This window comes from Bacillus sp. F2HM, assembly GCF_019266135.1.
Classification (GTDB): domain Bacteria; phylum Bacillota; class Bacilli; order Bacillales; family Bacillaceae; genus Bacillus; species Bacillus safensis.
On the sequence record NZ_LRMO01000019.1, the window covers coordinates 106414 to 120463 of the forward strand.

Here is a 14050-nt window from a genome sequence, read left to right on the forward strand (position 1 = left end):
ATGGCAGAAAAACTGTTAGAAATCAAAAATTTGAAACAGCATTTCCATACAGCAAGAGGAACTGTGAAAGCAGTTGATGGGGTTTCATTTGATATTTACAAAGGTGAAACGCTTGGTCTTGTAGGTGAGTCTGGTTGTGGTAAATCCACTACGGGCCGTTCGATCATTAGACTTTATGATGCGACAGATGGTGAAGTTCTTTATAAGGGAGAAAATGTACACGGGAAGAAATCAAGACAAAAAATGCTTGAGTTCAACCGTCAAATGCAGATGATCTTCCAAGATCCATATGCTTCACTCAACCCTAGAATGACAGTGCTTGATATCATTGCAGAGGGCATCGACATTCATGGCCTTGCAAAAACAAAACAGGCGCGTAAAGAGCGTGTGTACCAATTACTTGAAACTGTTGGCTTGAACAAAGAGCATGCGAACAGATACCCGCATGAATTCTCAGGCGGTCAAAGGCAGCGTATCGGAATTGCACGTGCATTAGCAGTAGAGCCGGATTTCATCATCGCCGATGAACCAATCTCTGCATTAGACGTGTCGATCCAAGCGCAGGTCGTCAATTTATTGAAAGAGCTTCAAGAGGAAAAAGGTTTAACGTACTTATTCATTGCCCATGACTTGTCCATGGTAAAATACATCAGCGATCGTATCGGCGTGATGTATTTCGGAAAATTGGTTGAGCTGGCACCAGCGAATGAATTATACGAAAACCCGCTTCATCCATATACAAAATCATTGCTGTCTGCGATTCCGCTTCCAGATCCTGATTATGAGCGTAACCGCAAACGAATCAAGTATGATCCATCTGTTCACAAAGGAACAAACACCGAGTTCCGTGAAGTGAAGCCAGGCCACTTTGTGAGCTGCACAGAGGAAGAATTCAAAGAGCTACAGGCGAAACAATCATAAGAAGGAAGAAGCACTGCTAAGTCAGTGCTTCTTTTTTTATTTTACAAAAAAACAAGATGATGGTAATTTTTAGTTAAGTGCAATCAGATACCGGAGGAAATCAAATGTTAAATTGGAAAACTTATCGTTATTCATTGCTTCATGTTCTCCTTGTATTCATGCTTTTTTCAACGTCTTTTTTCAGGAAACCAAACGGAGGAAAGTGGATGCTCGCGTTTATGGTGCTCATTGGGATTGTGTCTTTTTCGGTGGAATATTTGCTTAACCGAAAGACAAGCGGTCAGAAGAAAGAAGCACGGCGCGTAAAATATCTTTATTTCATCATGCTTCAAATTGCGATGACAATTATCCTGTTTGTCTGTATTCAACTCGTCATGAATCGTTCGTTATAAAACTTTTTTTGCGTTAATTGAAAAAAAGTGAAACTACTTTAGACTTTGCTGCGTCTTACTAGTACAGGCGTTTAAATAGCAGGAAATCGGGAATATCTAAGGAAGTGGTTCTTAACTATAGCATAAGGAGCAAATCCATGAATTGGTATGAAAAGCTCAGTGAATACTTCCCGATAGAAGAAATGAAGTCAAAAGAGCATATGGAAGCTTTATTAAAGGAAAGAAGTGATATTTATCATAAGGAGGAAGGACCTCATCATGTGATGATGTACGCCGAATTTGATTCTTTCATCTTTATTGATTATTTATTTGTTTCCAAAGATGCAAGAGGTGAAGGCCTCGGGTCAAAGCTTATTCATAAGCTGAAGGAAAAAAAGAAACCGATCTTGCTTGAGGTCGAGCCTGTAGATGAAGATGATGCAGATACTGCAAAACGCCTAAAGTTTTACCAAAGAGAGCACTTCAAGCATGCAGAATCAATCGGTTATAAACGCAGGTCACTTGCAACTAATGAAGTGAACCGCATGGAAATTCTTTATTGGTCGCCTCTTACAAATCATGAGGAAGAGATCATGGAAGCCATGAGGAAGACCTATGAACGAATCCATACGTATAAAGATGAAGAATGGTATGGACAATCGTATGAGGATGTTGATGATGTATTGAAGATCATTGAAAATAGAAAGCAAAAAAATATTTTCGATCATCTCGAGTAAATGAGAATGTTCTGACATCCAGCAGCACGACAAAATGAATGAAATTGTCTAGTTTTTGTCACAAAAATTGCAAGAAAATCTGTTCACACTTACTTTTTTATAGTATAATCACTATAAAGATTACTTATTTAGAACAATTTTAATTTAAGAATACAGATCAATATTCATTCTACAAATTGAGGAGTGAAGATTTATGGTAACATTATACACATCACCAAGCTGTACATCATGTAGAAAAGCAAGAGCGTGGTTAGAAGAGCACAATATCCCATATCAAGAGAGAAACATTTTTTCTGAGCCTCTTTCAATCGATGAAATCAAAGAAATTCTTCGAATGACAGAAGACGGTACAGACGAAATTATCTCAACACGTTCAAAAGTATTCCAAAAACTAAATGTCAATGTTGAGACAATGCCGCTTCAACAATTGTATAAACTAATCAATGAGCATCCAGGTCTTTTGCGTCGTCCAATTATCTTGGATGAAAAAAGATTACAAGTTGGGTACAATGAAGATGAAATTAGACGTTTCTTACCAAGAACGGTTCGTACATTCCAACTAAGAGAAGCTCAGCGACTTGCTAACTAATAAAAACGCGAAAAGCTGCCGATCATTTGGCAGCTTTTTTTATTTGTTTTCAGCCGTTTGTTCGTAAAAGAGGCTTGCTAATATGACAGTAATGACGGTTAAAAACGGTAGCATCAATTCAAGCGTGGCATGCTGTGACATAAATTCAGTCAATTTCACATCACGCACAATCATTTCTCCGCCAGTAAAGGCCAAAAGTGCACTTCCTCCGTATAAAAGAAACGGAATTTTAGTTAAAGCTGCATGAATCAGTTTGCTTCCCCAAATAATAATCGGTACAGAAATCATGAGGCCAAACGCGGTCAGAAGCATGTTCCCTTTTGCTGCACCTGCAACTGCGATGACATTATCAAGTGACATAAAGAGGTCGGCAATCACAATGGTTTGAACTGCACGCCAAAGGGAGCCGCTGCTCTTAATCCGAATGGATTCCTTCTTTTGTTCAATTAACAGATTGTATCCTATATAAAGGAGAAAAAGACCGCCAATAAACTGCAAATAAGGGATAGTCAATAAATAAACGGCGGCACCAGTCATTGTAATTCTCATCAACACGGCTAAAAGAGTGCCGATCCAAATGGCTTTATTGCGTTTGTCATGTGATAAACTTCGACTGGCCATCGCAATGATGAGTGCATTATCTCCGCCTAAAATCAGGTCTATGCCAATAATCATCAGTAAGGATACGATCCACTCTGTTTCCATCCATTTCACCTCTTGTCCTAATAAAGCTCGTACAACCAATATATGAGGACAATTCAAATATATGTTTCTGCAAGTTTTCTCTGCAAAAAATGCGTTTTTATTTCTTTTATTCATGTTTTATCATAAAATAGACAGTACGAAGCAATACCTCAATTCTTTAAACGGTTAACATGTAGACGGAACGGGTAAAGTGTAGTAAAGTACTATTAATTGGGAGCTTGTATGTCCCTTCAACATCTTATATAGAAGGGAAGGTTGGCAAAATGGAAATCGAAAGAATAAATGAACATACAGTAAAATTTTATATTTCCTACGGTGATATTGAAGATCGCGGATTTGACCGTGAAGAGATTTGGTATAATCGTGAGCGCAGTGAAGAGCTGTTTTGGGAAGTAATGGACGAAGTGCACGAAGAAGAAGAATTTGCAGTAGAGGGACCGCTTTGGATTCAAGTACAGGCACTTGACAAAGGTCTTGAAATTGTCGTGACAAAAGCCCAACTTTCTAAAGATGGACAAAAGCTCGAATTGCCGATTCCAGAAGATAAAAAAGATCAAACAGATGAAGAAAGCTTAGACGCACTGCTTGATGATTTTCATAAAGAAGAGCAAGATCAAGAAGAACATAATGAGAAGGACAAAAAACTTCAACTTCAATTTGTGTTAAAAATGGATGACTTTGAAGATTTGATTGCACTTTCTCAATTAAATATGCAGGATTTTACCACAAGTTTATATTCGTTTGAAAACCGTTATTATCTATATGTTGACTTCCACGAGGATTTGTCAGATGAGCAAGTGGAGAATAAGCTCAGCATTTTGCTTGAATATGCTCATGAATCAGTGGTCAGCATCTACAGACTGAAAGAATACGGTCAGCTGATTATCGAAGGGAATGCCCTTGAAACGATTCAACAGCACTTCTCGTAACTAACAAAAAGTCGATTTCTATAGAGGAATCGGCTTTTTTATCTGAATGAATAGGTAAATAAAGAGATCGGCAAGGAGAAAAATGAAATGAGAAATTTAGTCAAAGTTCTATTTTTTCTAATCATTACGATAGGTGCTTATTTAATCATCCAATTGATTGTCGGTGATTTAGCGGTAAGTGTATTAAGTTCTGTCAGTGTTCTATTTACTTTATCGATTATTTTCATCGGATTTGTTATTTTCTTGGAGAACCGGAATCCGTCTCAAACGATTACATGGCTTGTCCTGCTTGGCAGCTTTCCGTTATTCGGCTTTTTGTTCTACATTTTCTTTGGACGCAATATCAAAAAGCGCCGGCTGTTTGAAAAGAAGGCGGTATTGGACGAGAAGTTAATCCAGGAAGATGAACGTATCCATAGAGAAGCGATTGAAAAAATGACGCATATGGGTGATCATCAGCAGCTCTTATTTAAGCTGGCCCACAGACTCGGACATACTCCTATTACATATCGCACGTCCTCTAAAGTCTTAACCAATGGTGAAGAAACATTCTCTCATATTTTTGAAGAGATTAAAAAAGCAACTCATCACATTCATTTAGAATATTACATTCTCCGCCACGATGACCTTGGTCAAGAATTAAAGGAGATTCTCATTGAAAAAGCGAAAAATGGCGTGATTGTCCGTTTTTTATATGACGATGTAGGAAGCTTAAAGCTTTCTCGTCAATATATTGCTGACCTAGAAAAGGCTGGCGTTCAGATCGTTCCGTTTTTACCAGTAAGGCTCCCCCTTTTAAATAATAAAATCAACTTCCGAAATCATAGAAAAATTGTCGTAATTGATGGAGAAGTGGGATTTGTCGGCGGGCTTAACATTGGAGACGAATACTTGGGCCGAAGCAGACAATATGGATTCTGGCGTGATACACACCTGATGATTAAAGGCGAAGCTGTTCGTGACCTCCAGCAGATTTTCATGCAGGATTGGTATTATATGACGAATGAAAGATGCTCAGGTGTGGACTATTTCAAAGATTTCAGCCACCTTGAGAGTACAACAGAAGGCGTACAAATGATTGCTGGCGGGCCTGACAAGCAGTGGGAGGTCATTAAAAATCTCTTTTTCTCTATGATCATCTCCGCTAAAAAGTCCATCTGGATCGCTTCACCGTATTTTGTCCCGGATGATGATATTTTGTCAGCATTGAAAATTGCCGCATTGAGCGGAGTAGATGTCCGGATTATTGCTCCAAAGAATCCAGATAAACGGATTGTTTTCCATGCGTCTCGTTCATACTTCCCAGAGCTTCTTGACGCAGGGGCGAAGGTGTACGAGTATGATCAAGGCTTTATGCATAGTAAATTTATTATTGTGGATAATGAACTGGCTTCAATTGGAACGGCAAACATGGATATGAGAAGCTTTCATTTGAACTTTGAAGTGAATGCCTTCCTCTATAAAACGAAAAGCACAGAGAAGCTCGTCAACGATTTCTTAGGTGATTTAGAGCATTCACATGAAATTGTTTCAGAAGAGTTCGCAAAGAGACCTTTGAGGGTCAGACTGTTTGAATCAACCGCAAGATTATTATCACCACTTTTATAAAGATTATATTTTCCCCCTTTTCTATAAGGGGGATTTTTGATTTTACTGAAGAAATGATTATTAAAATCATCTTTTGACACGGTAAAAATTCATTTTGCCTTTTCGCTTCCTTATAGAAGAACAAGCTATAATACGGTTATCAAAGAGCAAGGGGCGAACTGAATGAATGCAGCAATTATGGATAACGGTAAGCTTATCCGAATGACACATCATCTATCGAAAAGCCGTCTGGAGCATGTAAGAACGACGTGCAAATTTTATTGTCCTGAGTGCAGGGAGGAGGTGCAATTAAAGCTAGGGGAGCATCGTGTCTATCATTTTGCGCATAAACAGCTGACAGCATGTCCGTTAGCCTCAGGCGAAACGGCTTATCATCAGGCGGGAAAGGATGCTATTATGAATTGGCTGAAGGGGCTTGGACATAAACCTGCGCTGGAAAAGTATATGTCAAATATTCATCAGCGTCCTGATGTGACCGTCTCTATAGGAAATGAAACCTATGCAATCGAATTTCAATGTGCAAATATTTCCCGGCAAGAGCTTCGCAAAAGAACAGCAGGTCTCCGCGAGGCAGGGCTCTTTCCCATATGGATGATAGGGGCAAATCGTTTAAACCGAAAATCTGCCCAGCTTTTTTCTTTCTCCTCCATTCATTGGGGAATTTTAAGGGAATCAGAGGAAAGGCGGTTGATTTTTTTCTGCCCGATCCAGAATAGGTTCATCCATCTTGATCAATTCCTCGTGTTTCAACCAACGAAAATATGTGCGGCCATGACTGTCAGACCGCCTTCATCATACCGCGTAATTCCGGCATTTCTATCTCCGCCTTCAAGCAAGCGTCAAGTAAACCAACAATGGATTAAATGTATACAGCAATTTAGGTTGCGTCCTCCTCGCATTTTATCAAATGAAAGCAAACGTTTGAGAGATATTTTTTATGAGCATCATCAAACAGCATTCCCTTTTTTGCCAACTGAATTATTTATCCCGGTGCAAGAAGCGTATATCTTTACAAGTCCCGTGTATGTTTGGCAGGGGTGCCTCTATGATTGGATGATGCGGAAAAAAGGAAGCGGAAGAGTGACGATTCAACAGCTGATGATGGAAATCAATCGATGTGTGCAAATGAAAGAAGTGAAACTCCGATATGGCGATGTTTCAAGAGAAGAAATAAAAGAGGTGGTCACTGCATATGTAAATGCGCTTGTAAGACAAGGGTTTTTACATATGACGAAAGAGGGTAATTATGAAGTATCGTCGAATCAAATGCCTATACGAACACTAGATGAAGTGTTAAAACGAGATGCTTTCTTATTTCATTAGCATGTTTCATGACCACTTTGATCATGATAAGAAAAAGGTGGTGCTGCTATTGAATCAAAAGAAACGCTTTTTTCTCATTTTTTTAGTCTGTTTGGTATTTATTTCTGCATATGATTTGACAAATATAGTTCAAAACAAAGAAGATAAATACAACACCAATTTCTTTCACTTTCCGAAAGGTTGGTTCAACACAACTCATGCAAGGGGGATTCATATGACTTCACAAAACAAAAACAATCATTTACCAGACAGAAGCGAAGTAAAAGAAGAAAACAAATGGCGTCTTGAAGATATTTTTGAAAGCGTTGATGCATGGAACAAGGAATTCGAAGCGGTCAAAAAAGAAATTCCGAAGCTGGCCCAGTTTAAAGGCAAGCTGGCCCATTCTGCTGATGTTCTGTATGAAGCCCTCACCTTTCAGGATCAACTTTCTGAAAAGCTTGGCAAGCTTTATACATATGCGCACATGAAATATGATGAAGATACAACGAACTCATCATTTCAGGCGTTAAATGATAAGGCATCGAATCTATTTACACAGCTGTCTAGTACATCTGCTTATATTGTTCCAGAGATTTTATCGATTCAAGAAGATAAATTGCAGCAATTCATACTAGAAAAAGAAGAATTAAAACTGTATTCACATGCTCTCGAAGAAATTAATAAAGAGCGTCCACATATTTTAAGTGAGGAGCAAGAAGCTTTATTAGCTGAGGCATCTGAACCACTTTCATCTTCATCTACTACGTTTAGTATGTTTAACAACGCCGATATTTCATTCCCTTCTGTAAAGGATGAGAATGGGGAGGAAAAGAAAATTACCCACGGCAACTTTATCACATTTTTAAATAGTGATGATCGTGAAGTGAGAAAGAATGCATTTAAAGCTGTGTATAAAACGTATGATCAGTATAAGAACACACTTGCTTCTACACTAAGCGGTTCAATTAAAAAGGATAACTTTTATGCAAAAGTACGAAATTACAAATCAGCAAGAGAAGCAGCATTATCACGAAACAGCATCCCAGAAGAAGTGTATGACAATCTAATTGATACAGTTCATCAATATTTACCGTTATTACACCGCTATATTGAATTACGCAAAAAGGTATTAAAGCTTGATGAAGTGCACAATTACGACTTGTATACACCACTTGTGAAAGATGCTGGCATGAAGCTCACCTACGATGAAGCAAAGGATTATATGCTGAAAGGGTTAGCGCCATTAGGAGAAGAATATGTGTCTGTGTTAAAAGAAGGACTCGAAAATCGCTGGGTAGACGTTTATGAGAATAAAGGCAAACGAAGCGGTGCTTATTCATCAGGAAGCTATGGTACAAATCCATATATCCTCATGAACTGGCAGAATAACATTGATAATTTGTTTACGCTGGCTCATGAATTTGGGCACTCTGTCCACAGCTACTACACAAGAAAACACCAGCCATATCCGTATGGAAACTATAGTATCTTTGTAGCTGAAGTGGCTTCCACTACAAATGAAGCGTTACTAGGCGAATACCTGCTTAATCATTTAGACGATAAAAAACAGCGCTTGTATGTATTAAACCACTTGTTAGAAGGATTTAGAGGAACAGTATTCAGACAAACGATGTTCGCTGAGTTTGAGCATCTTATTCATGTGAAAGCACAAGAAGGAGAGGCTTTAACGCCAGAATTTATGACGAACCTTTATTATGACCTGAACAAGAAGTATTTTGGTGACGGCATGGTGGTTGATAAGGAAATTGGATTAGAGTGGACGAGAATTCCTCATTTCTATTACAACTATTATGTGTATCAATATGCGACAGGCTATAGTGCGGCGCAGGCATTAAGCAAGCAAATCTTACAAGAAGGAAAACCAGCGGTAGAGCGCTATACAGATTTCCTTAAAGCAGGAAGCTCTGATTATCCAATCAATGTGCTGAAAAAAGCTGGTGTTGATATGGCTTCTAAAGAACCAATTGAAGCAGCATGCCAATTGTTTGAAGAGAAACTAAAAGAAATGGAAGAGCTCATCTCCAAAACAGGTGAGTAATGAAAAGACTTCTGTCAGACGTGTGAGTGCCAGCTCATCTTTTGACAGGAGTTTTTTTCTCATAAAAAAGACCTCTTCAGATGTAGAGGCCAATCCTTTTTAATGATCAACCTTTAAAACCTCTAAAGGTCTTACGGTGATTCATTCGATAAAGCGTAAAAAGAATCGCAGCAAATAAGAGTGGAGACGTCAAATAAAGAGGAAGCATTTTCATTAAGCCTAATATATTTAAAAAGAAACATAAGCCAATGGCAACAAGTCCAATAGTTGTGCTGCGCATGCAGATCCCCCCATTTTTTTGTTACTTTTACTATATGAAAGTGACAACCCTCTTATGTTTTGTGACAAAAATATGAACATATAGTATATCTGTTGTCATAAGTCGACAAAATTTGATATACTACAGATGTGAAATTAATCACATACAAACATTACCCCTTTGTTTGACCGTGAAAAATTTCTCCCATCCCCTTTGTTGTCGTTAAGACATAGTGAAACCGCGCTTATCCCGGCGCGGTTTCTTCGTGTCTATAAATAGAACAAATATTCCTTTTTGAAGTAAAGAAAAAACATGGGTCAGCACCCATGTTCATTTTCACAGCGATATACATCAAGATCTGTATGGTTGTCATTCTCTTTATAGCGCCAAAACATTTCTTGCTGCACTTGTACACGTTCTACCTTTTGAGCGAAAGCCAGCTTCTTCATTTCTCGTTCAACTTCTTCAAGCGTCAGGTCATAAACAACGGCTATCTCTTTTGCGGATGCAAATTGAAAGTATGCAATAAACCATTCAATTGGAGGCCGTTCTGATGGTGTTGGTTTTTCACCAATCATTTCAAAAAGGATTTCCTCGTATATATCATAAGAGTAGGCACCTGAAATTTTTAATCCTTCATCTCCATTTACGGTATTAAAAAAGGCGAAGGTCGGAAGCTCAGATACATCCATTTCAGCTGCAATTTTCATATCACATTGTAGTGCTTTCACCGCACTTTGAGAATGAATGTCGCGCTGGAATTCCTCGATGTCCAGACCAGCACTTTTTGCATTTTCTATCAGCACCTGCTCACTTGTGACATCTTGCTGATGGCAAAAAAGTGATTCTTGAATGAGACGCAAAAATTTCATTCCGCATTTTCTGCCCTGAAGCTCCGCTGCTTTTAGTGCGAGTGAGGCGAGGTAGGGTGATGTCACAATTTGTTCAGACAGCATTTGTTCTTTTTTGGTCTGCGTTTTAGTGGCAAATTTCCCCCATGCTTCAGTCAGTAAATGCTTCTTTCTTTTCCGATTCAATGCATTAATACTAGAACTTGTTACTGTTCGTAAAGTGAAAAAACGGCCATATTTCATTTTCAATTTTTTAATGGATGGCTCTAATAACCAGCAGTCTGGGCTTAGAGGATCAATGAATACATAGATTTCAATCGGCTTTTGAGGATGTCCGTGACAGTGTGAGAAATATTGATCGTGCGAATTGCAGCTCAAGATCGTCCATCCTTTTCAGGTGTTTGGTTGACCATATGACGAGCCGTCAGAGAAAGCCGTTCAAATAAAAAGTCACGAATATCGCCGGTTAGTCCTACTTGATCCATTGCATCCTCCATGCATTCAAGCCATGCGTCCGCCCGCTCCTCAGTAATCGGAAAAGGGAGATGTCTCGCCCGCAGCATTGGGTGGCCATGCTCCTCTGTATAGAGCGGTGGTCCGCCTAAATATTGCGTTAAAAACTGTTTTTGTTTTCTTGCTGTTTCTTTTAAGTCATCCGGGAAAATAGGATGAAGCAAAGGATGACACTTTACATTTTCATAAAAAGTATCAACAAGTTGCGATAGAAGTTCCTCTCCAACCGCTTCGTAAGGTGCGTTAAACGATTGTACCATGTTGACTACTCCTTTTACTCGTAGTTAATAGGATGACTCACCCTATTGCGCATTTCATTTATTTCAAAAGTGATATTCAGTTTGTTCTATTTTATTGTTTCTATTCTTGTACTTATTTTAACAACCTCATCTCAATTCCACAAACAAACAGCTTTGGTCTGCTCTAAATAAAGAGTGGGGTGGGTTCCGTGATCAATTGACCATATCATAACACATTCAGTCAAAAAAGGGGGAAAAGCGACATACAAAAAACCGAAGAGGTTATTCTCTTCGGTTTAAGCGAAATATTGAGCTGTGATTTTCTTTACATAATTTTGTGTTTCTTTAAATGGAGGAATGCCCCCGTATTTATCTACATTTCCTGAACCTGCATTATAGGCAGCTAAGGCGAGTGAGATATTTCCGTTATATTTTTGGAGCATTTGTTTTATATACTTCGTTCCGCCTTCAATGTTTTGGGCCGCATCAAAGGCATTATTTACACCAAGTGACTTAGCCGTAGATGGCATGAGCTGCATGAGACCAAGCGCACCTGCATGGCTGACAGCATTTGTGCGATAGCCGGATTCCTGCTTGATGACCGCGTGAATCAGCTTTTCAGGAACGCCATGCTTTTGAGCCATTTGTGACACGATTTGATTAATCTCATTTGATGATGAGCCGCTGGAGACAGCCTTTTGAAGCGGCGGTGTGTAGCTGTTGTTTAAGACATTTCCAATGCCGTTCGCTGTATTTAATTGATTGTCATTTCCATACAAAGATTGAGCTGGAAGCTGATCACTGCCGGCAATCGCAGATAAATATGGGTTTGTACGCGCATATTGCGTGTTCGGAGCCGTTGATGGGTCCGTGCCCATAAAAGCAGAAATGGATAGCGGGAGACGTGATAATTCTGATCCGCCTAAAAAATCTTGCAGCAGCGATTGAAATGAAGCTTGGGCATTTGATTCTTGACCGGCAGACATTTGCGTTTGTGCTGGATCTGTTTGTAACGTTTTAAGCGCTTGAAGCTGCATAAAGGATTGAAGTTGATTAACGTTCATCATGTTCCTCCTTCAAGGAATTCATCTATTCTGTGATTTCATTTTTTCTTCATAAAAACGAACGACTTTGTTTTTCGTGTTTCGTACTGGGATATGAAATTTGCGGAGCAATGCGGAGAAAGCGGCTTGTCCGATTTCCAGGTCGCTCACTTCAAATTCAAGTTCATAGTCCTCTACTGTTAAATATCGGCTGTGATCCAAAACAATTAAGCCTTCTTGGATCATTTTTTCTGCTCTTGACGTTTCAAGTGAACCAAAGTACACAATTTGATCCTTTTGAATGTTCAGGTGGTCTAATCTGTCCGCAACTTCACCTTCTGGCAGCTCAAAATCGTTAAGTTGTGATGGGGGAGCAATCGTTTGGTGGGTTTCAAGCAAGCCTATTTCGTGCGGCTCCTTTAATGTGAGCACCCATTGACCGCTTTTTTCTCTCATTCTTAATGCAGCCAATTGAGATTTTATATCAAATTGAGGTGTATCAAAATAATAGTTGGTTTGCTTGTGGAAATCCGCATCCTTCAATTGAAAATGGTGTTTCAGCTGTTCAAATTCTTCTTTCATTAATAATTGTTTTAGTTCTATTTCAATTTCCTGTGCCATTTTGACATCAACCTTTCATTTAGAGGAAATATGATTATTGTACATGAAGTGTGTTCACCATGTAAAAGACTGTTTTTTCTCTTTATTTTCTTTAGGTGTGGATCAAAAAGAATGAAGAATCATGGGAAAGAATCATTTAAAAGAGAAAAACAGGATTTTCTCCAAAAGTTCGGTTTATCAATATTGAACTTGATATGATAAAATAAAGCTGTACTTTGTTGTAAAGGAGATCATGATGCAAAACAGAATTGAAATCACAGAAGCAACTTTAAAAGAAGACAGGCTGATTTTGACAATCCAGTCAGAAGAGCAAATCCAAAAAGCAAAAGCATCAGGACAAATGCTTGTTGATTCTGATCACTTTGCGTTCGTTTACATACTTGAAACCGAGGAGTCCTTTTCGTATCTTATTTTAGGGGAACATACATGGGCTCCGTTAAAAGAAGCAATGAATCGTGACATCCCTGTCTATTTGGCATCGGATGAATATTCGCTGGAACTCATTCAGCTTCAACAGGAATTACATTATTTAATCGACAATATTAAAGACAATGCCAATTACGGAGATATGGAAGAGAAAGTGAAAAGCACATTCCTCTGAAATAATTAGGTATATGGAATTGGGGGAAGTTTCATGGACAAAAAACAATGGGATCAATTCCTCGCACCGTATAAACAAGCAGTCGAAGAATTAAAAGTGAAACTAAAAGGCATTCGAAAGCTGTATGAATTCGAGGATGACCATTCACCAGTAGAATTTGTCACAGGCCGAGTGAAACCCGTTGCCAGCATATTAGAAAAGGCAAAGCGTAAAAACATCCCGATGCATGAGATTGAAACGATGCAGGATATTGCTGGACTTCGCATTATGTGCCAGTTTGTAGAAGATATACAAGTCGTGAAAAAAATGCTCCAGTCACGTAAAGATTTTGTGGTTGTAGATAAACGCGACTATATTGCAGAACATAAAGAAAGCGGATACCGCTCTTACCACCTTGTTGTGTTATATCCGCTGCAAACGATCAACGGAGAGAAGCAGCTCCTTGTCGAAATCCAAATTCGTACGCTTGCGATGAACTTTTGGGCGACCATTGAGCATTCTCTGAATTATAAATATAGTGGGAATATCCCGGAGAAGGTCAAGCTGCGCCTTCAAAGAGCATCTGAGGCAGCATCTCGTCTCGATGAAGAAATGTCCGAAATTAGAGGGGAAATTCAAGAAGCACAAGTGGCATTTTCCCGGAAAAAGAAAAACGACAGCTGAGCCAGTTTGATCAAATATGATGCTGCCCTCTCATAG

The 14050-nt window shown here is 39.0% G+C and carries 16 protein-coding genes; 10 read left to right on the forward strand and 6 right to left on the reverse strand.

Features of this window, described 5'->3' with window-relative positions; genetic code table 11:
* The 4 genes from AWT60_RS12805 to spxA all read left to right on the forward strand — a co-directional run bounded on the left by AWT60_RS12805 (window position 1) and on the right by spxA (window position 2618).
* Window positions 1-921, forward strand: coding sequence for an ABC transporter ATP-binding protein (locus tag AWT60_RS12805; RefSeq protein ID WP_024425041.1), 921 nt, complete (start codon window positions 1-3; stop codon window positions 919-921).
* Window positions 922-1025: 104 nt separating this feature from the next.
* A complete protein-coding gene (locus tag AWT60_RS12810; RefSeq protein WP_076840866.1) occupies window positions 1026-1313 on the forward strand; it encodes a hypothetical protein in 288 nt (95 codons plus the stop codon).
* Between the two features lie 137 nt (window positions 1314-1450).
* Window positions 1451-2029 carry a GNAT family N-acetyltransferase gene (locus AWT60_RS12815; protein WP_034282062.1) on the forward strand — a complete coding sequence of 193 codons (579 nt, stop codon included), beginning with the start codon at window positions 1451-1453 and terminating at the stop codon, window positions 2027-2029.
* Window positions 2030-2222: 193 nt separating this feature from the next.
* Window positions 2223-2618, forward strand: a complete 396-nt coding sequence (spxA, locus tag AWT60_RS12820; protein WP_003211421.1) for a transcriptional regulator SpxA — start codon at window positions 2223-2225, stop codon at window positions 2616-2618.
* Window positions 2619-2657: 39 nt separating this feature from the next.
* On the opposite strand, the gene AWT60_RS12825 is transcribed toward spxA, so the two are convergent.
* Window positions 2658-3323, reverse strand: coding sequence for a TerC family protein (locus tag AWT60_RS12825; RefSeq protein WP_076840867.1), 666 nt, complete (start codon window positions 3321-3323; stop codon window positions 2658-2660).
* Between the two features lie 263 nt (window positions 3324-3586).
* On the opposite strand from AWT60_RS12825, the gene mecA reads away from it, so the two are divergent.
* From mecA to pepF, 4 genes are all read left to right on the forward strand, one after another.
* A complete protein-coding gene (gene mecA, locus AWT60_RS12830; RefSeq protein WP_041110140.1) occupies window positions 3587-4252 on the forward strand; it encodes an adaptor protein MecA in 666 nt (221 codons plus the stop codon).
* An 87-nt stretch (window positions 4253-4339) separates the two neighbouring features.
* Window positions 4340-5860, forward strand: coding sequence for a cardiolipin synthase (gene cls, locus AWT60_RS12835; protein ID WP_076840868.1), 1521 nt, complete (start codon window positions 4340-4342; stop codon window positions 5858-5860).
* Window positions 5861-6022: 162 nt separating this feature from the next.
* Complete coding sequence (locus tag AWT60_RS12840; RefSeq protein ID WP_076840869.1) at window positions 6023-7183, forward strand: competence protein CoiA; 1161 nt, start codon at window positions 6023-6025, stop codon at window positions 7181-7183.
* A 214-nt stretch (window positions 7184-7397) separates the two neighbouring features.
* A complete protein-coding gene (gene pepF, locus AWT60_RS12845; RefSeq protein ID WP_281733681.1) occupies window positions 7398-9224 on the forward strand; it encodes an oligoendopeptidase F in 1827 nt (608 codons plus the stop codon).
* Between the two features lie 106 nt (window positions 9225-9330).
* Here the strand turns inward: pepF and AWT60_RS12850 are convergent, their stop codons facing one another.
* The 5 genes from AWT60_RS12850 to AWT60_RS12870 all read right to left on the reverse strand — a co-directional run bounded on the left by AWT60_RS12850 (window position 9331) and on the right by AWT60_RS12870 (window position 12750).
* Window positions 9331-9504 carry a hypothetical protein gene (locus AWT60_RS12850; protein WP_039177829.1) on the reverse strand — a complete coding sequence of 58 codons (174 nt, stop codon included), beginning with the start codon at window positions 9502-9504 and terminating at the stop codon, window positions 9331-9333.
* A gap of 296 nt (window positions 9505-9800) precedes the next feature.
* Entirely contained in the window at window positions 9801-10712 is a 912-nt protein-coding gene (locus AWT60_RS12855) for a ClpXP adapter SpxH family protein (RefSeq protein ID WP_039177830.1), read from the reverse strand.
* Window positions 10709-11107: a globin domain-containing protein gene (locus AWT60_RS12860; protein ID WP_008355333.1), complete on the reverse strand. Its 399-nt coding sequence runs from the start codon at window positions 11105-11107 to the stop codon at window positions 10709-10711. The genes AWT60_RS12855 and AWT60_RS12860 overlap by 4 nt, the downstream gene beginning before the upstream one ends.
* A 275-nt stretch (window positions 11108-11382) precedes the next feature.
* A complete protein-coding gene (locus tag AWT60_RS12865) occupies window positions 11383-12150 on the reverse strand; it encodes a lytic transglycosylase domain-containing protein (protein ID WP_218677331.1) in 768 nt (255 codons plus the stop codon).
* Between the two features lie 21 nt (window positions 12151-12171).
* On the reverse strand, window positions 12172-12750 hold the full coding sequence (locus AWT60_RS12870) for a CYTH domain-containing protein (protein WP_218677332.1): 579 nt from the start codon (window positions 12748-12750) through the stop codon (window positions 12172-12174).
* A gap of 235 nt (window positions 12751-12985) precedes the next feature.
* Here AWT60_RS12870 and AWT60_RS12875 point away from each other — a divergent pair, with 235 nt between their 5' ends.
* Complete coding sequence (locus tag AWT60_RS12875; protein ID WP_024425029.1) at window positions 12986-13351, forward strand: UPF0738 family protein; 366 nt, start codon at window positions 12986-12988, stop codon at window positions 13349-13351.
* A gap of 33 nt (window positions 13352-13384) precedes the next feature.
* Window positions 13385-14014 (forward strand): GTP diphosphokinase, encoded by a 630-nt coding sequence (gene yjbM / locus AWT60_RS12880; RefSeq protein WP_039177834.1) that lies wholly within the window; start codon window positions 13385-13387, stop codon window positions 14012-14014.
* The last annotated feature ends 36 nt before the right edge of the window (window positions 14015-14050 follow it).

Excerpts from the sequence above, each read along its gene's own strand:
- AWT60_RS12805 (WP_024425041.1), top strand. The coding sequence starts at position 1 with ATGGCAGAAAAACTGTTAGAAATCAAAAATTTGAAACAGCATTTCCAT.
- AWT60_RS12810 (WP_076840866.1), top strand. The coding sequence starts at position 1,026 with ATGTTAAATTGGAAAACTTATCGTTATTCATTGCTTCATGTTCTCCTT.
- AWT60_RS12815 (WP_034282062.1), top strand. The coding sequence starts at position 1,451 with ATGAATTGGTATGAAAAGCTCAGTGAATACTTCCCGATAGAAGAAATG.
- spxA (WP_003211421.1), top strand. The coding sequence starts at position 2,223 with ATGGTAACATTATACACATCACCAAGCTGTACATCATGTAGAAAAGCA.
- AWT60_RS12825 (WP_076840867.1), bottom strand. The coding sequence starts at position 3,323 with ATGGAAACAGAGTGGATCGTATCCTTACTGATGATTATTGGCATAGAC.
- mecA (WP_041110140.1), top strand. The coding sequence starts at position 3,587 with ATGGAAATCGAAAGAATAAATGAACATACAGTAAAATTTTATATTTCC.
- cls (WP_076840868.1), top strand. The coding sequence starts at position 4,340 with ATGAGAAATTTAGTCAAAGTTCTATTTTTTCTAATCATTACGATAGGT.
- AWT60_RS12840 (WP_076840869.1), top strand. The coding sequence starts at position 6,023 with ATGAATGCAGCAATTATGGATAACGGTAAGCTTATCCGAATGACACAT.
- pepF (WP_281733681.1), top strand. The coding sequence starts at position 7,398 with ATGACTTCACAAAACAAAAACAATCATTTACCAGACAGAAGCGAAGTA.
- AWT60_RS12850 (WP_039177829.1), bottom strand. The coding sequence starts at position 9,504 with ATGCGCAGCACAACTATTGGACTTGTTGCCATTGGCTTATGTTTCTTT.
- AWT60_RS12860 (WP_008355333.1), bottom strand. The coding sequence starts at position 11,107 with ATGGTACAATCGTTTAACGCACCTTACGAAGCGGTTGGAGAGGAACTT.
- AWT60_RS12865 (WP_218677331.1), bottom strand. The coding sequence starts at position 12,150 with ATGAACGTTAATCAACTTCAATCCTTTATGCAGCTTCAAGCGCTTAAA.
- AWT60_RS12870 (WP_218677332.1), bottom strand. The coding sequence starts at position 12,750 with ATGGCACAGGAAATTGAAATAGAACTAAAACAATTATTAATGAAAGAA.
- AWT60_RS12875 (WP_024425029.1), top strand. The coding sequence starts at position 12,986 with ATGCAAAACAGAATTGAAATCACAGAAGCAACTTTAAAAGAAGACAGG.
- yjbM (WP_039177834.1), top strand. The coding sequence starts at position 13,385 with ATGGACAAAAAACAATGGGATCAATTCCTCGCACCGTATAAACAAGCA.